This is a genomic window from Halosimplex pelagicum, from assembly GCF_013415905.1.
Taxonomy (GTDB): Archaea; Halobacteriota; Halobacteria; order Halobacteriales; family Haloarculaceae; genus Halosimplex; species Halosimplex pelagicum.
The window spans coordinates 1129573-1148795 of the sequence record NZ_CP058909.1 but is presented as its reverse complement, the minus strand read 5'-3'; the positions used below and the strand labels follow the sequence as shown (position 1 = coordinate 1148795).

The following is a 19223-nucleotide window of genomic DNA, read 5'->3' as shown; positions in this document are numbered from 1 at the left end:
GAATTATCGCAACCGAAAGGCGGAGCTACTCTACGGTCACGCTCTTCGCCAGATTCCGCGGCTTGTCGATCGAACGTCCGAGCTCGTCTGCCACGTAGTACGACACCAGCTGCAACTGCACGTTCGCTAGCACGGCAGCGGCCTGCGGATGCGTCTCGGGCACTTCCAACACCGCGTCCACGTACCGCCCCACGTCCGACTGCCCGTCAGTAACGGCAACCACCGGGGCGTTCCGCGCCTCAACCTCTTTGACGTTCCCGATGGTCTTGCGGGCCATCTCGCCGTCACCCGTAACCACCGCAAACACGGGCGTATCCTCCGTAACCAGCGCCAGCGGCCCGTGCTTCAGCTCACCTGCGGCGAACCCTTCGGCGTGCTTGTAGGTAATCTCCTTCATCTTCAGCGCCCCCTCCAGCGCGACGGGGTACTGCAGGCCGCGGCCGATGAAGAAGTAGGCGTCGCTGTCGACGTAGGTCTCCGCGACCGCCTTCGCTTGCGACTCGTCGAGGATCGCCTGGATGTTACTGGGCAGGTCTCGCAACGCGCTGATGATGTCCCGCTTGCCGTCCACACGGGTCGTCCCGAGCGTAAAGAGGTTCAGTGCGGCCAGCTGCGACGCGAAGGTCTTCGACGCGGCCACACCGATCTCCGGGCCAGCCCTGATATACAGCTCGTGGTCGCACTCCCGCGCCACGGTCGACCCCACGGTGTTCGTCACGGCAAGCGTCCGCGCACCGCGCTTGCGCGCCTCCCGGAGCGCCGAGAGCGTGTCGGCGGTCTCGCCGCTCTGGGTGACGCCGACCACGAGCGCGTCGCCGATGGGCGGTGGCGACGTGGCGTACTCGCTGGCGAGGAACGCCTGTGCCGGAATACCCGCGTTGCGTAGCAGGTTTGCCCCGTAGAGCGCGGCGTGATACGAGGTCCCGCAGGCGACGAACTGGACGCCGGTCGGCGACAGGTCCCCGAGGTCGCCGATGTCGACCGTCGCGGCCATCTCGTCGACGCGCCCGCGGAGACACTGCCGGATCGCACGGGGTTGCTCGTGGATCTCCTTGAGCATGAAGTGGTCGTAGCCGCTCTTGCCGGTCTCCTCGGGGTCCCAGTCGACGGTGTCGACGTCCTTGTCGACCGCGTTCCCGTCGACGTCGGAGACGCGCCAGCCATCGGCCGAGAGCGTCGCGAACTCGCCGTCGGCGAGGTAGACGACGCGGTCGGTGAAGTCGCGGAACGCGGGCACGTCGCTGGCGAGGTAGTAGGCGGGGCGGCCCTCGTCCTCGTCGTCGATCCCGAGCACCAGCGGCGAGTCGTTGCGCGCGGCGTAGATGGTGTCGTCGCCGGAGACGACGACGGCGACGGCGTAGCTGCCGTCCAGCCGGTCGATCGCCTCGCGGACGGCGGCCTCGTTGTCTGCTCCGTCGGCCAGCGCGTCCTCGACGAGGTGGGGGACGACCTCGGTGTCGGTGTCGCTCTTGAAGGTATGGCCGACTGCGACGAGTTCGTCCCGGAGCGACTGGTAGTTCTCGATGATGCCGTTGTGGACGACGGCCACGTCGCCGGTACAGTCGAGGTGCGGGTGGGCGTTGGCGTCCGTCGGCGGCCCGTGGGTCGACCAGCGGGTGTGACCGATACCGGCCGCGCCGCCGATCGAGCGCGGTTCGAGGGCCCCTTTGAGGTCCTCGATCTTCCCGGATTTCTTGCACACGTCGACGCGGTCGCCCGAGAGGGCGACGCCCGCCGAGTCGTAGCCGCGGTACTCCAGTTTCGAGAGACCGTGGACGAGTACGTCGAGCGTATCGTCTTCACGGCCCACGCAGCCGATGATACCACACATTAGCGAGTCACCTCGTTCGGTCCGTACGTCTCGGAACCGCTCATCGAACCACCTCGGCGCCGCCGGCGATGCGCCCGCTCGCGCGGACGCTGGTCCCGATGTGGGCGCCGGGGCCGACGAGCGTGCCCGGCGAGAAGCTCGCGTCGCCCTCGGCGGTCACGCGGTCGGCGACGACGGCGCCGAGGCGCTGGTCCCGGAACACCTCGCGGCCGACGCGCACGTCGGCCAACCCGCCGGGAACGACCGTCCCGGCGCCGAGGGTCACGTCCTGGCCGGTGACGGCGTCGATGAGCGTCGACCCCGACTCGACGCGGGTGTCGGTGTCGAGGACGGAACTGCGCACCGTCGCGTTCGCGCCCACGGTGACGTTCTGGCCCAGCGCCGCGTTGGGGCCGACCACCGCGCCGGGGCCGACCTCGCAGTCGGGGCCGACGACGACCGGCCCCTGCAGGACGGCGGCGTCGTGGACGTTCGCGGCGGGGTCGACCCACACGTCGGCGCTCCGGCCGGTACCGTTGCGAGCGGGTTCGTCGACGTGGCCGCGCGCGAGCACCTCGTCGGCGACGGTCAGCAGGTCCCATGGGTAGGTCGCGTCGACCCACATCCCCTCGGTCCGAACGCCGCGGACCCGGCCGTCGTCCATCAGCCGGCCGATCGTGTCGGTCAGCGCGAGTTCGCCGTCCGAGCGGTCGGTCGCGTCGATGGCGTCGAACACCGAGGACTCGAAGGCGTAGACGCCGGCGTTGATCAGCCGGTACTCGTCGGTCTCGGGCTTCTCGACGAGTTCGGCCACGTCGCCCTCGTGGAGGACAACTGCGCCGTACTGGCTGGTCTCGGGCCGTTCGAGGACGGCCATCGACGGCTCGCCGCTGGCCTCGAACTCCCGGACCACGTCGCCGACGATGTTGGCGTCGATGACGCGGTCGCCGTTGACGACCAGCGCCGGTCCGTCGACGGCCTCGCGGGCCTGCAGGAGGGCGTGCCCGCTGCCGAGCTGCTTGTGCTGGGTGACGTACTCCAAGTCGACCCCGTCGTAGGTCGGCCCGAAGTGGTCCTGCACCCGCCCGCGCTTGTACCCCACCACGACCACGATCCGCCGCACGTCCGCCGCGACCAGCGCGTCGAAGACGTACTCCAGGATCGGCCGGTTGGCCGCCGGCAACATCGGCTTGGGCCGGTTGCGGGTCAGCGGCCGCAGCCGCGTCCCCTCACCCGCCGCGAGGACCACCGCCGTATCGATGCTCATACGTAGTGGTCGTGGTCGCCCACTTTCAACTTTCTGGGCGGCGGATCTGACGCGCGTGGTTTGGCGCGGCCGTTTCGTTCAGAATCGACCGATCGGCGAGTCGGGGTTACCGTAACCGACCCCTTCAGTCGTCATCGCCGTTGTATGCGCCCTCGCGCTTCCGAACGCTCTCGACGCGGAGAGTCTTCGTCTGGTGGTGCAGTCGACAGCCGACTCGATATCCACCGACACGAAGTTTCTGATAGGGCGACCCCGTTAGCGGTTCGAGAAAATCGCTCGGGTCGCGCCACTCGGACGAAACCACCTCGTCGAGCTTGTCCATAATCCTGTCCTGCGTGGACGGGTCTATCTGTGCAAACTGGGACTCTCCGCGCGGAGAAAACTCCCAGTTCCACTCGTCGTCACTCCGCGTCTGTCCCATACTTTTCTCGCATCTCGTCGCTCGAAATCCCCTCGTCCTCGTCGAACTGCGCTTCGCTAATCGCCAGATCCTTCCAGACGCCCGCGCCTTCGGGATGATTCACGGAGTCACGGAGTGCGTATCGGATAAACTCGCTTCGGCTGTTAAAGCCACGCTCGCGCCATGTCTCGTCGACCACATCGAGGAACGACCGGGCAATCCGGAGGTTGATCCGGTCGATTTCGGGATCGTTTCCGTCCGAATCAGTTTTCGACATACGCCTGTACGTCGGGCGCGCACACACAAAACAGTACTGTCCCTCGGTGTAGTCCCTACTGCTCGCCCATCGTCTCGCCGGCGACCGACCGGCCGCGAGCGGTCATCTCCACCTCGGTCCGCTCGCGGACTACCTCGATCGCTACGGCCTCTGCGTCGGTAGACACGTTGATGCAGGAACCACGCGAGAGATACTTGCGGTCCCGGATATTGTTAACCTATGGCGACGAAGCCATAGGCAGGGATGGCACCCTACCACCCGGTCGACGACTGGTCGTACACAGAGGACGACAAGGTAGTAGACGTGACGATCGGTACTACCGACGACGACGCGTATCCCAGTGGATGGCGCTACGCGCTCCACTACGGGACCGTCGACGGAGAGACGATCCTCCGATACGACAACGCTCACGGGGATACGAAGGGCCACGAAAAACACACTGGAGGTGATGTCGAGTCGGTCGACTTCCCGGGGATGACGCCGCTGTATGAGGAGTTCCCCGAAAGAGTCCGGGCGGACCTCGAGGGACTTCCCCGGTGAGGGGTGCCATCGAACGGAGCAATCTATGACGAAACTCAAGATCACGGTCGGGAACGTGGACGAACTGGCCGATCGAACGCGCGGTCGCCTCGAAGCCATCGAGTCGGGGGCCGATCCCGAAGGTCTCGACGAGGTGCAGCCCGAACTGCGCTTCGAGTCGTACAGCGAGCTGTTCGACCTACTGAGCGCACAGCGTATCGAATTACTCGAAGCCATCGCGACCCACGATCCGGCGAGTATCCGAGCCGCCGCCGAGCTGGTCGGACGGGATTACAAGACGGTACACCAGCAGTTGAGTGAACTGGCCGAACTCGGCGTCATCGAGTGGACGGACACCGAACCCGGGGGCGCCAAGAAGCCGCAGTTTCCGTACGACGGCCTCGAGATCGATCTCGACCTCGTCGACGACGAACGACCGGACCCCGCGACTGCGTGAACGAGACATGCGATTCGCCCGTCGACCCCGGTGACTCTACTGCTCGCCCGTCGTCTCGCCGGCGACCGAGCGGCCGCGGGCGGTCATCCCCACTTCGGTCCGCTCGCGGATCACCTCGATCACGTCGAAGTCGATGGGTCGGTCGTAGATCGCCTCGATGTCCTCGACCTCGCTGTCGACGAACTCGGGGATCTCGAAAGGGAACCCCCGACCAGGCTAAGAGAGCGGTACAGGCACTCCATAGCATGGGCTGGAACGGTCCGAAGGTCCCGCTATGGGGTCCATAATTAACCGACACATGGTCCACAGGTAGATCCGAACGAGCCCACCCGGATGGAGTTTCACATGAACGACCGCGACCACGAGTTCAGTCTGTGTCTCACGCACGACGTCGACCGCCCCTACAAGACCTGGGCGCACTCGCTGTTCTACACCGCGCTGGAGCGGGACGCGAGCCACCTCACCGCGCTTCGACCGGAGGCCAACCCTTACTGGCAGTTCGACCGGATCGCCCGGATCGAGGACGACCTGGGCGTGCGGTCGGCGTTTTACTTCCTCTCGGAGCCGTCACTGCGCTCGAAATCCGCGTCACAGCTCCGCGACTGGAACGAGTGGGTCCAGTTGCTCTTCCGGTACGACCTCACCGAGCCGGAGATCGCGGAGACGATGTGGAAACTCGCCGACGGCGGCTGGGAGGTCGGCCTCCACGGCTCCTACGACTCGTACGCGGACCGCGACCGGCTGGCCGAGGAGAAAGAGCGCATCGAGCGAACGCTCGGCGAGGCGGTCACGGGCGGCCGACAGCACTACCTCAACCTCGACCCGCCCGAGTCGTGGCGCCACCACCGGGCGATCGGACTCGACTACGACGCGAGCCTCGGGGCCGACACCTACGGGTTCCAGCACGGCTACGACGTGCAGCGACCGTTCGACGACGAGTTCGCTGTCTTCCCGCTGACGCTCATGGAGACCGACCTGCCCGACCCCGGGGAATCGTTCGACGAGGCGTGGGCCGTCTGCGCGGACCTGCTCGACGAGGCGGCGAGCAACGACGCCGTGATGACGGTGCTCTGGCACCCCCGGTACTTCGCCTCGGAGGAGTTCCCCGGCCACACGCGGTTGTATCGCCGCCTGATCGAGACGGCACAGGAGATGGACGCCTGGGTCGGGTCCCCCGGCGCGTACTACGAGCGGCAGCTCGTCGGAGAGGGCGAACGGGAGCGAGTCGAGCCGACTGATGACTGAAGGAGGTCCCGAGCGGCGGTCGTCACCGTCGGCTGGGACACCGCCCGAAGGGACCGGCTGTGGGTTCGAATACGGCAATTAATTTTGCTGTGTCGGATACTACGCCGCGCCATGCCGTTGCATCGCACGGCGAAGTCGGCTTACCTGTCTTCTCTAGACGTGCTTTCGAGCAGCCGGCTGTTCGACTACAAGTGGCTGGTCGAGCAGGAGCTGGACTCATGGAAGACGCGGGTCGAACTCCCCCTCTCGGAGCGCGCGGCGCTGTGGCGACGCGGGTTCACGAGCCCGAACGGCGTGCTGTACGACTTCGAGACGTACGACCCCAGGGCGTACCTGAGCGAACTCCAGCGGTACCGACTCTATCGGGCCCTCAACGGGGACCACCGCTATCTCGTCGACGACAAGCTCAGCCAGCACTGGATGCTCTCGGAGCACGAGCGACACCGTCCGACCGCGTTCGGCGTCGTCGACCGCGGGTACATCCACGAGGTCGCCGGGACGGAGTTCGACGACGGGTCGAAGCCGGTGTCGGAGTGGGTGTTCCCGGCGCTCCGGCGGGAGTCGAAGCTCGTCCTGAAGCAACTGCGCGGGCTGGGCGGGAAGGAGGTGATCGTGCTCGAAGGCGACGACGGCTACTCGATCGACGGGCGTCCGGCGGACCGCGGGACGGTCCGGAAGCGGGTTGCCGGACTCTCGGACTACCTGGTGACGGAGTACGTCGCCCAGCACGACTACGCCGACGCGCTCTACTCGGAGGCGGCGAACACGATCCGGGTGCTCACGCTCTGGGACGACCGGCGACGGGAACTGCTCGTGCCGATGGCGGTCCAGCGGGTCGGCACGGACCGGTCCAGACCGGTCGACAACTGGTCGGCGGGGGGCCTCTCCGCACGGGTCGAGCGGACGACCGGGCGGCTCACGGCGGCCGCCTGTCTCTCGCCCGCCGGGGAACTGGAGTGGCACGACGAACACCCGGACACCGGCGCGCCGATCGAGGGGGTCACGGTTCCCCGCTGGGACGACGTGCTGGCGACGGTCGAACGGATCGCCCGGGAAAACACGAACATCCCGATGATCGGGTGGGACGTGTTGGTCTCGGAGGACGGGACACCGGTCGTGCTCGAAGCGAACACGGGGACGGACCTGGACCTGATGCAGGTTCACCGCCCGCTCCTCGACGACCCGGCGGTCGCGGCCGTCGTCTCGCGATACCTCCCGTAGCCGCCGGAGGGCGAGCGGAGGTCAGTCCGACTGTTCCGGCTCGCCCGGCGACCCGCGGATGTGCATGCCACCGGTGTTGTACTCCCGGCTGCTGGTCACGCCCGAGGAGAGCGTCTCGCGGAGCGCGCTCAGGAAGAGCCCGGGGTCGTCCAGCCGAATGTAGTCGAACCGCGGGTCGGTCACGCAGGACTTCGCGATCTCCCAGAGCGTTCCCCCGTACGACGGACGGTCCAGAAACGGTGAGTCGTCGTCGAGGACGCTCCTGAGGTGGGCGAGTTCGCCGTACGCGATGTGAGACGAGACGCCCGTCTCGTAGTCGTGGTCGACCGCCTCCGGGCGACCGCGCGCACAGAGCCAGTAGTAGTACGGGAAGTCGGCCCCGGCTCGAACCGCCTCGGGCATCGACTGCCAGACCCGCGGGTTGATCTCGAGGAACTTCCACTCGCCGGTCCGCTCGTCGCGAACGTACTCGACGCAGGCGAACCCGTGCCAGTCGAGGTGGCTCAGGAGGTCGTGCGCGGCGTCTTCGACCGCCTGCGAGTGCGTCGACTCCCGGTAGACCCCGCCGCCGCCGACCCAGGAGTTCTGCCGTATCTGGCGGTGCTGATACGTCGCCACGGGTTCGCCCTCGTTCCACAGCGCGCAGTAGAGGAACTTCTCCGCCTGCGGGACGAACGTCTGAACGATGGGGTCGTGACCCATCTCCGCGCGGATCTCGGCGGTGTCGGGCTCCTCGCCCGGGGTGAGAAACCGGACGTTCTTCACTTCCCGCGCCGTCTCGGGCGGAACGTCGTCGAGGTACGCGTCGGTAAGGATGTTGTATCGCGGTTTGATCACGACGTTCGCGTCCCACTCCTCGACGTCGGAGAGCAGTCGGGTCTCGGGGACGGGGACGCCGGCGTCCGCCGCCGCCTCGGCGAGGCGCAGTCGGTCGTGGGCACTCGCGAGCGTCTCCAGCGGGGGCGCAACGAGCGAGACCTCCCGCTCGAACGCCTCGCGGTACCGCGCGAAGAGGTATACGTCGCACTCGCGGACGGGGACGATCGTCCGCACGTCGGGCCGCTTCGCGAGGTCGAGCAGCGCGTCCCGGTACGCGAGCAAGTCGTCCGGCGACGCCGGGATCCGGACCCGTTCGTCGCAGAACCGCGAGGCGAAGTGGGGGATCCGGTCGTGCTCGGAGGCGACGACCGTCCGGATCCCCTGCCGGCCGAGCGACCGCATGCAGGCGTAGCTCTTCATTTTCCGTCCGCTCGGGATGAGGACCGACCCAGGCGTCGTCCAGTCGGTCTCGCACGCGCTCCCTGTAGCCATGCCGTAGGCTCCCGCGGTCGCGCTCATAAGTAATCGTACGATACCGATCGAGCTGTCGGCCAGCAGAGACCCGCTAAATACGGGTTCGAACGAGGTATACGGCCTATACTCAAACGTGTCTGCCGGGATACTCCGATCCGACAGGACCGTCGCCGGCCGGGTGGTCGGCGGGAGCGGTCACACCCTCGGACGACGGGGATCTCCTCACAATGTCACACCTACTGGACGCACGCGGCGAAGTCACGCCCGACGACCGACTCGTGTTCGAACGGTTCGAGCAGACCATGGCTTACGCCCGCACCCGGGAGTACACCGGGTGGGACTACGGCGACGGGATGGACAGCCGATTGCTGGAGGCGTTACCGGTCTCCCACAAGTGGCTCAACATCGCCTTTCAGGAGGCTGCCAAGCGGTCGCCGGTCAACGTGCGCCCGCTACTCGGGGTGCGACAGCGGCGCAACTACCAGGGGGCGGCGCTGTTCGCGATGGCGAACCAGACGGCCGCTCGGCTCCTCGCCGACAGCAACGCGACGAGCGAGCGGCCCGCCGTCGACTACGACGCCGAGGCGCAGTCGCTCGCCGACTGGCTCGTCGCCAACCGCCTGAAAGGGTACGGTGGGTTCTGCGCCGGCTACCCGCATCCGATCCAGCACCTCGACGGTCTAGGACGGCCCGGCCAGCCGGACGTGATCAACACCGCCTTCGGCGTCGTGGCGCTGCTCCGCGCGGCCGACTACGACGCCGACTACGCCGAAACCGTCCGCAGCGCGGCGGCGTTCGTGACCGAGAACCTGAACTACCGCCCCGTCGGCGACGACCGCGGCGCGGTGATCGACTACCACACCAAACACGAGGAGGACTACTACACGATCAACGCCGGCGCGGTCTGCGCGCGGATGTTCGCCGAGCTCTACGCGCACTTCGACGAAGACCGGTTTCGCGACCGCGCGCGCGAGCTGCTTGACCACGTCGCGGATCTGCAGACGGACCGCGGCGGTTGGATGTACCGTGACCCGCCGGAGGCGTCGCATCTCTCGATGGACAACCACCACAACGGGTTCATCATCGAGAGCTTCCAGCGGTACCGGGCGGTGACCGGCGACGACCGATACGACCGGTGTCTCGAAACGGCCCTGGAGTTCTACCGGACCGAGCTGTTCGAGTCGACGGGCGCACCGAACTTCGACGAGGAGACCCGGTACCCACGCGACGTTCACGCGAGTTCGCAGGGGATCCTCGTGTTCACGTACGCGGGCGATCTCGCGTTCGCGCGGCGGATCCTCCAGTGGACCTTGGAGAACCTCTACGCGGGCGACGGGGCCTTCTACTTCCGCGGGGAGCGGTGGTTCACCAAGCGGGTCGTGCTGATGCGGTGGTGCCAGGCGTGGATGGCCTACGCGATGAGCGAATATCTCGACGCGCGCCTCGCGGGGACCGACCCATCGGGGATCGGCCGCTGACTCGCGCTGCGACCGGTCGCCCCTCGCGGGTGACCGACCGACCCCGCATCGCGGAGACCCTCTCCGCCGGACGAGCGGCGAAGCGGAACCTCCGGATAGACCGCGTCCGAGCCGGTCGTGGGGTGGGCGAGCGGGCGGTTATCCGGCAAATAATTATTGAACGGCTATCGGTTGCTGGAGATACCCGACGGAGCCGTTTCGATCAATGACAGAACAGATGTCGTCTCTGCTCGGAAAGTTCGGGGAGTACTCTCAGCGGTACCCCATCGCCGTCGCGCTGGAACTCGTCTATCTCGCCGCGACGGTCGGCGTGTTGCTGTTCGCGACTCCCCCAGAACCGCTCGTCGCCGTTCTCGGACTCCCGCTGTTGCTGTTGCTCCCCGGGTACGCCGTCGTCACCGCGCTGTTCCCGCGAGCGTGCGATGCCGCGACCGAAACCGCGCGCTCGTCGAGCGTGCTCGACTGGCAGGGAGCGGCGGCGCGGGTCACGCTCGTCGAGCGCGCGGCCCTGTCGTTCGCCGTCTCGATCGCGGTCCTCCCACTGATCGGGGTGGCGCTCGGGGTGGCCGGGATCGGCTTGGGGTTCGACGCCGTCGTGGGCGCGCTGGGAGGAGTTACGGCGGTCGCGCTCCTCGTCGGTGCGGTGCGCCGCCAGCGGCTGCCGCCCGAGGACCGGTTTCGCGTCCCGGTGAAAGGGTGGGTCGAGACCGCGAGCGAGAGCGTGTTCGGCGCCGATTCCGCGAGCGTCGCGCTGGTCAACGTCGCGCTCGCGATCGCAGTGGTCCTCGCCGTCGGGGCGTTCAGCTACGGGCTGGTGGTCCCGCGTTCAGCGGACACGAGCACGACGCTGCTGGTGGTGACCGGGAACCAGACCGGGTCGTACGCAGCGAGCGACTACCCCGAGAACCTCACGCGGGGTGAACCGGCGGAGCTGACCGTCGGAGTCGAGAACAGCGAGGGCCGCACGGTCGCCTACACGGTGGTCGCTCGGTTGCAGCAACTCGACGAGTCCGGCGACGGATTCGCGGTCACCGACCAGCAGCAGGTGGCTCGGTTCGACCGGTCGATACCGGCAGGTGAGAGCTGGTTCCGCTCTCACACGGTCACCCCCGAACTGACCGGCGAGCGGCTCCGCCTCACCTACCTCCTCTATAAGGGAGCGCCGCCGTCCGAACCCACCGTCGAGTCCGCCGCCGAACACGCGTACCTCTGGGTCGGTGTCGAGCCAGAGACAGCCGCGACGGGGCCCAACGCCACCGTCAGTTCGACGAGGGAAGGCGACGCATAACAAACACCGCCACGGCCCGAGCCGAGCCTGCAATGGTGGAGACCCGAGCGATCCGACGGACCGAACGCACAGACGGCCGATCCCGGCCCCACGCGGCCGACCGCGACCATACCGCACGCGACCCGGGGCCGGGTGCGACGGCCGGTATCCGAACGGCGACGGACCAGACGCTTCGGAGCCGAGGCGCGACGGCCGCAGCGTCCCGGACCGGACGGCCGGGACGATGAGCGCGTCCGCAGACGCGGGGAGCGAGTCGCCGACCGCGACGGGGGCGGGGAGCGACGCCGAGTCCCGCGAAACCGGTCCCGACCGAGATGTCGACAACGACGTGGTCGCGGGGCTCAGCGTGCTCGTCGTCGGGACGTTCGGGGGCGGCGGCGTCCACCAGTACATCGACGGCCAGGTAGCGCGGCTCCCCGACGAGCTCTCGGTGACGACCCACGACATGGGGATGCCGCCCACGGACAGCGGCTTCACGCGTCCGCTCGAAGGGGTCCTGCTCGGCGCGCTCGCGGCGCTCCGGTTCCCGTTTCGGTCGCGGCCGGACGTCACCCACGTCCACACCTCCCACCGCTTCTCGTTCTACCGGGCTGCCGTCTACGTGCTGTTCGCGAAGTACATCTGGCGGAGCGCGGTCGTCGTTCACGTCCACGGGTCGTCGTTCGACGAGTTCGTCACGACGGACTCGCGGGCCGTCGCGGCCCTCCAGGACCGCGTGTTCGCCGCCGCCGACGAGGTGATAGTCCTCTCCGAGTACTGGCGCGACGTCGTCGCTCGGCGGACCGACCGCGGGAAAGTCCGGGTGCTCCCCAACGCCGTCGACCCGGAAGAATACCCCGACGACGCGGCCGGTGACGACGGGACGCCCCACGTCGTGTTCGTCTCGAACCTCGTCGAGCGGAAGGGGGTCAGCGAGCTCGTCGGCGCGGTCGAAGCAGTCCTCGAACGCCGGGACGGGATCCGCGTCTCGATCGCCGGTGACGGTCCGCTGGCCGACGAGGTCGAGCGCCTGTCCGCCGAGCACGACGAGGTGTCCTACCTGGGCTACGTGTCAGAGCAGCGCAAGCGGGAGCTGCTCGGCGAGGGCTCGATCTTCGTGTTACCGACCTACGCCGAGGGGCTCCCGATCGCGATGCTCGAAGGGATGGCCGGCGGGAACGCGGTCGTCTCGACCGCGGTCGGCTCGATCCCGGAGGTCATTGACCGGGACACCGGCCTGCTGGTCGACCCCGGCGACGTGGCCGGCCTCGCGGACGCGCTTGAGACGCTCGCGACCGACGCGGAACGACGCCGAGCGATGGGCGCCAACTGCCGGACCGCCGTTGAAGACCGCTACTCCTGGGATCGCGTGATCGACGAACTCGTCTCTGCGTACCACTCCTACGCGCGCTAGCTCCCCTGCCGGGGAACGGGGTCATCGGACGGCGACACCGGGACCGGACGGTCGCGGACGACCCGAGCGGCCGGCGACTGGGCCGAGCGAACGGCGACCAGTCGGTCGTCAGGACTCCGGGACGTAGCGGGCGATGATGGAGGTCTCGATACCGAGTTTCGACTCGACGAGCCGGATCGGGATCCGGTCTTCCGGCTGGAGGCAACCGGTAACGACCAGCGCGGCGACCGAGACGAGTCCGACGCCGACCGCGAACAGCGGAAGCGTCGCGAGCGTCAGCGAGACGTGCCGCGAGAGGGCGAGCACGCCGGGGAGGACGCCACCGAGAAGGACCGCGTAGGTCCGGATCGTCCAGCGCGAGAACGGCGAGATCCCGAACCGCAACCGGAGGACTCCGTAGAGCACGCCGTTCAGGACGACCGAGGCGATCGCGGAGGTGACGGCGGCACCGACGAACCCGAACCGCGGGATCAACACGAGGTTCAGCCCGAAGTTGACGACGTAGGCGGTGACGTTCGCGACGAACACGTACCTGGGGTGACCGAGCGCGGAGATGGTGTCGCCGTTGCGGCCGAACGCGCCCCGGGCGAAAAAGCCCGTCGCGAGGATCGACAGGGCGGTCTTCGCTCCCGAGTACTCCGACCCGAAGACGATACGGATCACGTCGCCCGGGAACGCGAAGAAGGTGAGAAAGAGCGGGAACATCGCGAGGAACCCCCACTTGGTCGTCAGTTTGTAGACCGCGTCGATCTCCTCGTGCTCGTCCTCGGTGTCGAGCCGCGAGGCCAACGGGAAGTACAGGTAGCCGAACGCACCCATGACGACGGGAATCCCGCGCGCGAGCGGGAACGCCGCGCCGTACAGCGCGACCGACTCGGGGCTGCGGAAGTACCCCAGCATCAGGGTGTCCGTCTCCATCAGGAGGATCGAGATGATCGTCGAGACGACCAGCGGCGTCGAGAAGACGACGAGCTTCCGCGTGTGCAGCTGGAAGTCGCCCGACAGCGGGAGCAGCCGGTTCAACAGGACGTGGACGGCCACGAACGACACCGCCGCCGCCGCGAGGTAGGCGTACCCGGCGGCGATAACGCCCCATCCGGCCGCGAGCAGCGCGACCATGACGGCCAGTCGGAGGCCGTTGTACAGCAGGTCGCGGGCGTAGGTGCGATAGACGGTGTTCTCGAAGCCGCGGATCGCTCCGACCCCGACCCGCAACCCGACGATCAGCGGGATACAGACCGCGAAGACGGCGAGCAACCGCTTCGACCCCGCGCTCTCGAACAGGCGGTCGGTCACGAAGCCGAGGTTGAAATACAGGAGGAGCGCCGCGATGGTCGCCATGACGCCGCCCGCGAGCAACCCGGACAGCCAGACGCCACGCAGGTCCCGCTCGTCGTCGAACCGCGAGACGTATCGGGGGATCCCCTGGTTGAACCCGAGGAGGGTCAGCGCGACGGAGATGTTCACGATCGCGAGCGCGACCGACACCTCCCCGTACGCGTCCACGGTCACCCAGTTGGCGATGACGACGCGTTCCAGGAGCTTCGAGAACGAACCGAACAGCATTCCGACGAACACGAGCACCGCGCTCGAAAGGAGCCGAGAGAGGTCCTCGTCGGCGCTCATCGCGTCCAGACAGGTCGCGACGCGTCGGTCTGTCTCGGCGGTCGCTCCCCCTCGCCAGACGCCGTCGGCGGCGCGGACCGCCGGGGCGGTTGGGCAGTCGGTATCACGGAGTCATCCCACGTTTCCGCAGTATCCGCTTTGTTATTGAGCGTATACCCCCGGAGCGTCGCTCCGCGGGTGTTCCGGCGAGCGCGCCGTCCGCTCGGACCGGGCGCGGCGCCGCCTCACCGTTCTCGCCAGCAGTCCGGCTCACTCCACGAGGTACCCCATGTCTGCGAGTTGGTCGCGCGCGGCTTCAGAGAGGGCGTCGTCCTCGTGGCCCTCGTCAAGCGGTGCGCCGTCGCCGTCGAGGAACGTAATGACCGCCGTCTGGAGGTCCTCCGCGACCGCCGGGAACTCGTCGCTGACATCGGTTTCTTCGTCCGGAGGGGCGAACAGCTCCGTGCGGTCGTCGCTGTGCAAGTACTTGAACGACTGGGTCCTGAGAGCGGTGAGCGTCGACTGATGGTAGCGGTCGGCGTCGAAGCCGGGGTCGTGGTCGAGACACTGGTCGAGCACGCGACGGCAGCGCTCGCCCCCGCGCTGGATGACCGCGTGGGACCGCTCGCCGCTTCGGAGGTCGACGCCCTGAAACTGGCTCGTATCCGCACCGGCGGCGTCGAGGAGCGTCCCCATCACGTCGACGTGCTGAACGATCTCGCCGCGGTAGTCGAGGGCCGCGTCGAGCCCGTCGACGACCATCGGAACGTGCGAGACCGCGTCGTGAACGCCGACCTTGTGTCCGAGCAGCCCCTTCTCGCCGAGCAGTTCCCCGTGGTCCGCGGTGACGACCAGAACGGTGTCGGTCAGTCCCTGCCGTTCGAGATACGACGCGAGATGGCCGACCAGTCGGTCGGCGTACTCGATGCTCGCGTCGTACAGGCCAGTGAGGAGCTCCCACTCCTCGCCGGAGTACGGCAGCCCGCTGGCCACGTGCTCGTCGAGGTCCGCGTGGTGGCTGAGCGCCAGTTCGCCGGCCGTCTCCGGGTCCACGTCGTGTCGTGCGGCCTCTTCGAGTAAATCGGGGCGCGGCGGGTAGTACGGGTGGTGGGGGACGCCGCAGTGGAGGTACATGAAAAACGGGTCGTCGTCGCCGCCGTTGTGGCGCAGCCACCGCTTCGCCACGTCGGTCTCCATGTACCCCGTATTGTGTTTTCGCGTGTCCAGCGTCAGGCCGCCGCCGTGGCGTCTAAGGTTCAGTGCGTACTTCGCGAGCGTTCGGACGCCGACGTTCTCGACGAGGCGGGACTTGTCTATCCAGACGAAGTCATCGAACCCGCGGTCGAGACCGGTCGCCTCGCTCAGGTTCGCGTTCGGGGAGATCCCGACTGTCTGATACCCGACCGCCCCGAGGAGTTCGGGGACGGTCGCGAGCGAGTCGGGGATCGACTTGTTGGTCATCCCCGCACCGTGGTGGGTCGGGTACGTCCCCGTGAGGATCGAAGCGCTGACCGACCGGGTCCAGATCCCGTGGGAGAAACAGCGGTCGAACGACCGAGCTGTCGGGCGCTCGGCGATGCGGCGGAGGTTCGGCGTCGTGTCCCGGTCGTATCCGTTCACGGAGGTGTGGTCCGCACGAGTGCTTTCCAGCGTTATCCAGAGAACGTTTTTCCGTCCCATTGAGCCGGATTTTCCCCGTCTCGTATTTTGTTACAGGCCACATTCCGCGGCGCGACGGTCGCGAACGCGCGGCGGTAACGGTCCGTCGCGCCGAGCCCACAGCATCCCGGCGGACCGCGGCGATCTGCCGACCGCCTGCGAAGGCAGCGCCTCGGGTGCTGGCCCGAGTTCCCGACCGCCCGGCGGCGGCTGACAATCACGCGCCCGGCCGCCCCGCCGGTCCGGGCCAGTTCGGTAGTAACGAGCGATTACCGTCGATAACGTCTCCATATGGCCCGTCATCGAACGGCGTCGGTGACGCTCGCAGCGAGTATCGATCGCGGAGTAACCGTATCGATCCTCGAACAACCTCGCCCGTATCCGTGGGTACGAGGTATCGAACTAGCCAGCAGTCGCACTGAACTGGTACGCAGTGTCCGCCATGCGGCAAGAATCCTTTTGCGCGTAGGTAGGTCTTACCGGGAGTGATGACAGAGAAGGAGGCGCATAACAGCGACAGGGAGGATACGAATCGCGAGCGAACCGAGCAAACGCTCCTGAACAGACGGAGCTATCTGAAGACGGGTGCGGCCGCGGTCGCTGCGCTGGGCGCAGGCATCGCGGGGCAGGCGAGCGCCGCGGTGACCCGTCACGAGATCTCGTTCGACCGCGTGGTGAACGCCGTCGACGATCTCGGGGCCGATCCGAGCGGCGGTGAACCAGTGAACGACGCGTTCGACGTTGCGGCGGGCACACTGGTCGAGGTCCCGGAGGGAACCTACCAGTTCGACGGGCGGCTGCAGGTGTCCGACCGGGTCGGGTTCGTCGGAACGGGCGAGGCGGCCTTTCGCCCGCCGGAGGGGTTCAACGGTTTCCTGCTGGAGTCGACGGCGAACCGCTTCCTGTTGGAGTCGATCGATTTCGACATCCGCGCGGCGGACACGACGACCGCCGTCCGGGTGAAAGTCGACCGTCGGTTCCACCTCGAAGACATCGAGTTCGTCGGGCGCGGGAGTCACCCCGACCAGGAGGAGGTCAACGCGCTCACGCTCTCGATCGGGGCCGACGACGGGACGGGGATCGTGAACAACGTCCGGATACCGAAGATCGGTGTCCCGGGCAAGTACAAGGGCGGTGAGGGACGCGCCGGTTCGTGGGTCGGGAGCAGTCACGCGGGGACGATCCGCTTCGTCGACTGCGACATGCGCGAGGCGGGCAACAACGCCCTGTACTGCAGCCGCAACAGCGGAAACGTACAGGTCGTCGGCGGCTACTGGGAGAACAACAGTCCGGCCAGCGTCCGCCTGAGCGGCGACGGGAGCTACGTCGAGGACGCGACGCTCGTCACCGACATCGAGCGCTACGACGGCCCCGAGCTCGGCGACCAGCTGAACCCGCGCCCGGTCGTCGTGGAGCAGGGCTGGGCCGACAAACCTGCGGGCTGTCGGGTGAGCAACTGCGATATCGCCATCCGAAGCGGCAGCCCGCAGGGGGGGATCGTCGTCTGGCCGACCGGTCGCTCCGTCGAGGTCGTCGACACTCGGATTCGGGTCGACTCCGACGGCGTCCCGGCGGTCAGACGCTACAACCTCGACGGGTTCCAGAGTCACGACCCGAAGGCCCCGCCGCACTGGGTCCGCATGGTCGGGTGCAGCATCACCGGAAGCGCAGCCGGCGGTTGCGCGATCGACATCACCGACGGCGACGCGTCGGTCGTCGAGAACTCCTGCATCCAGCAGACCGGAGGCGACCGCGACGGCATCCGCCTGCGGAACTGCACCGACAACGTCGTCCGCGACAGCACCGTCGACGTGACCGGCGAAGCCGTCGTGGCCGACAGCGCGTCCGTCTCGACCTCCGGGATCACCAACTCCGGGAGCTGTCCCGTCCCCAACCTCTCGGGCGATTCCTCGGACAGTTCGTCGGGAAACGGATCATCCGGTGACGGGTCGACCGACGGGTCGTCCGGTGACGGGTCGACGCGGACGCTCACCATCGACGGGTCCGACGCCGACCGCACGGACTACCGCTTCAGCGTCGACGGCACTATCTCTCCGACCGACTCGATCGGCGACGGTGACACCATCGACGGCACGACCGCCACCGGATTCGTCAACGGCGGCACCGACCGCTACGAGTTCACTGGGCCGGTCACCGACTTCACCCGCGACGGCGACGCCATCGTCCTCGTCGACGGCCAGCAGGTCGATCCCACCGAACTGGGGGGCTACGACCACGTCATCGAGGTGCTCACGACGGAGGACCCCTCGGAGCTCGACTACACCTTCACGACTACCGGCGAGATCGAACGGAACGCGAGCGAAGACGACGATTCGACCGAGGAGAACGACTCGGTGACCGAGAACGGCGACGGCACCTGGACCGTCGACGGTTACACTGGAAACGGCTACGGCGACTCGTTCCGGTTCAACGGGGAAGTCGCGTCGTTCTCACCGATCGAACCGTTCCTCGAGGTCCGAATCGACGGCGAAGTCGTCGACCCGACCACGCTCGGATCCGGCGACGATTCCTCCAGCGATGGGTCGTCCGGTGACGGGTCGACCGACGATTCCTCCAGCGATGGGTCGTCCGGTGACGGGTCGACCGACGATTCCTCCAGCGATGGGTCGTCCGGTGACGGGTCGACCGACGATTCCTCCAGCGATGGGTCGTCCGGTGACGGGTCGACCGACGATTCCTCCAGCGATGGGTCGTCCGGTGACGGGTCGACCGACGATTCCTCCAGCGATGGGTCGTCCGGTGACGGGTCGACGCGGACGCTCACCATCGACGGGTCCGACGCCGACCGCACGGACTACCGCTTCAACGTCGACGGCAGTATCTCTCCGACCGACTCGATCGGCGACGGTGACACCATCGACGGCACGACCGCCACCGGATTCGTCAACGGCGGCACCGACCGCTACGAGTTCACCGGGTCGGTCACTGACTTCACCCGCGACGGCGACGCCACCGTCCTCGTCGACGGCCAGCAGGTCGACCCCGCCGAACTGGGGGTCACTGCGCCGGACCTCCCGAACTCGTTCGTGGTCGACGGGACCGGTGACACGACCGAGTACGAGATCTCGGTGAGCGGGGAGCTGGCCAAGGACCCGACGGTCGGGACCGTCGACGAAGGCGACACCGTCGACGGGAGCCAGGCCCGCGGGTCGGTCGACGACGAGACCGATGGCTACCGGTTCTCCGGGGACGTGGACGCGCTCGCCATCACGGGCGCGGCCGCCGTCACCTTCCGCGACAACGACGGATAGCCGGGTCCCGGACGGTCGAACGCACGCGCCCGCCCGAGA

15 protein-coding genes are annotated in these 19223 nt (G+C 67.7%); 8 read left to right on the top strand and 7 right to left on the bottom strand.

Going from position 1 to position 19223, the window contains the following annotated elements; genetic code table 11:
* Positions 1-25: 25 nt before the first annotated feature.
* The 4 genes from glmS to HZS54_RS05880 all read right to left on the bottom strand — a co-directional run bounded on the left by glmS (position 26) and on the right by HZS54_RS05880 (position 3754).
* Positions 26-1831 (bottom strand): glutamine--fructose-6-phosphate transaminase (isomerizing), encoded by a 1806-nt coding sequence (gene glmS, locus HZS54_RS05895; RefSeq protein WP_179921008.1) that lies wholly within the window; start codon positions 1829-1831, stop codon positions 26-28.
* 40 nt (positions 1832-1871) lie between these two features.
* Entirely contained in the window at positions 1872-3077 is a 1206-nt protein-coding gene (glmU, locus tag HZS54_RS05890) for a bifunctional sugar-1-phosphate nucleotidylyltransferase/acetyltransferase (protein WP_179921007.1), read from the bottom strand.
* A 124-nt stretch (positions 3078-3201) separates the two neighbouring features.
* The gene (locus HZS54_RS05885; RefSeq protein WP_179921006.1) at positions 3202-3498 is read right to left on the bottom strand and encodes a type II toxin-antitoxin system RelE family toxin; all 297 of its coding nucleotides are present in this window, start codon (positions 3496-3498) and stop codon (positions 3202-3204) included.
* Positions 3479-3754, bottom strand: coding sequence for a ribbon-helix-helix domain-containing protein (locus HZS54_RS05880; protein WP_179921005.1), 276 nt, complete (start codon positions 3752-3754; stop codon positions 3479-3481). The genes HZS54_RS05885 and HZS54_RS05880 overlap by 20 nt, the downstream gene beginning before the upstream one ends.
* A gap of 243 nt (positions 3755-3997) precedes the next feature.
* Here HZS54_RS05880 and HZS54_RS05875 point away from each other — a divergent pair, with 243 nt between their 5' ends.
* The 4 genes from HZS54_RS05875 (at position 3998) to HZS54_RS05860 (ending at position 7196) form a co-directional block, all read left to right on the top strand.
* Positions 3998-4294 (top strand): toxin-antitoxin system TumE family protein, encoded by a 297-nt coding sequence (locus tag HZS54_RS05875; protein ID WP_179921004.1) that lies wholly within the window; start codon positions 3998-4000, stop codon positions 4292-4294.
* Positions 4295-4319: 25 nt separating this feature from the next.
* Positions 4320-4730 carry an HVO_A0114 family putative DNA-binding protein gene (locus HZS54_RS05870; protein ID WP_179921003.1) on the top strand — a complete coding sequence of 137 codons (411 nt, stop codon included), beginning with the start codon at positions 4320-4322 and terminating at the stop codon, positions 4728-4730.
* Between the two features lie 345 nt (positions 4731-5075).
* Positions 5076-5975, top strand: a complete 900-nt coding sequence (locus HZS54_RS05865) for a polysaccharide deacetylase family protein (protein ID WP_179921002.1) — start codon at positions 5076-5078, stop codon at positions 5973-5975.
* A 159-nt stretch (positions 5976-6134) separates the two neighbouring features.
* Complete coding sequence (locus HZS54_RS05860) at positions 6135-7196, top strand: sugar-transfer associated ATP-grasp domain-containing protein (RefSeq protein WP_179921001.1); 1062 nt, start codon at positions 6135-6137, stop codon at positions 7194-7196.
* A gap of 21 nt (positions 7197-7217) precedes the next feature.
* On the opposite strand, the gene HZS54_RS05855 is transcribed toward HZS54_RS05860, so the two are convergent.
* On the bottom strand, positions 7218-8507 hold the full coding sequence (locus tag HZS54_RS05855; protein WP_246391801.1) for a carboxylate--amine ligase: 1290 nt from the start codon (positions 8505-8507) through the stop codon (positions 7218-7220).
* 209 nt (positions 8508-8716) lie between these two features.
* Here HZS54_RS05855 and HZS54_RS05850 point away from each other — a divergent pair, with 209 nt between their 5' ends.
* The 3 genes from HZS54_RS05850 (at position 8717) to HZS54_RS05840 (ending at position 12648) form a co-directional block, all read left to right on the top strand.
* Positions 8717-9967: a YyaL domain-containing protein gene (locus HZS54_RS05850; protein WP_179921000.1), complete on the top strand. Its 1251-nt coding sequence runs from the start codon at positions 8717-8719 to the stop codon at positions 9965-9967.
* A gap of 205 nt (positions 9968-10172) precedes the next feature.
* Positions 10173-11255 (top strand): DUF1616 domain-containing protein, encoded by a 1083-nt coding sequence (locus tag HZS54_RS05845; RefSeq protein WP_179920999.1) that lies wholly within the window; start codon positions 10173-10175, stop codon positions 11253-11255.
* A gap of 223 nt (positions 11256-11478) precedes the next feature.
* Positions 11479-12648, top strand: coding sequence for a glycosyltransferase family 4 protein (locus HZS54_RS05840; RefSeq protein WP_179920998.1), 1170 nt, complete (start codon positions 11479-11481; stop codon positions 12646-12648).
* A gap of 108 nt (positions 12649-12756) precedes the next feature.
* Here HZS54_RS05840 and HZS54_RS05835 read toward each other — a convergent pair whose 3' ends face one another.
* A complete protein-coding gene (locus HZS54_RS05835) occupies positions 12757-14274 on the bottom strand; it encodes a flippase (RefSeq protein WP_179920997.1) in 1518 nt (505 codons plus the stop codon).
* 249 nt (positions 14275-14523) lie between these two features.
* On the bottom strand, positions 14524-15933 hold the full coding sequence (locus HZS54_RS05830) for a sulfatase (protein WP_179920996.1): 1410 nt from the start codon (positions 15931-15933) through the stop codon (positions 14524-14526).
* 467 nt (positions 15934-16400) lie between these two features.
* Between HZS54_RS05830 and HZS54_RS05825 the strand changes: the two genes are divergently transcribed.
* Positions 16401-19184 (top strand): right-handed parallel beta-helix repeat-containing protein, encoded by a 2784-nt coding sequence (locus HZS54_RS05825; protein ID WP_179920995.1) that lies wholly within the window; start codon positions 16401-16403, stop codon positions 19182-19184.
* The last annotated feature ends 39 nt before the right edge of the window (positions 19185-19223 follow it).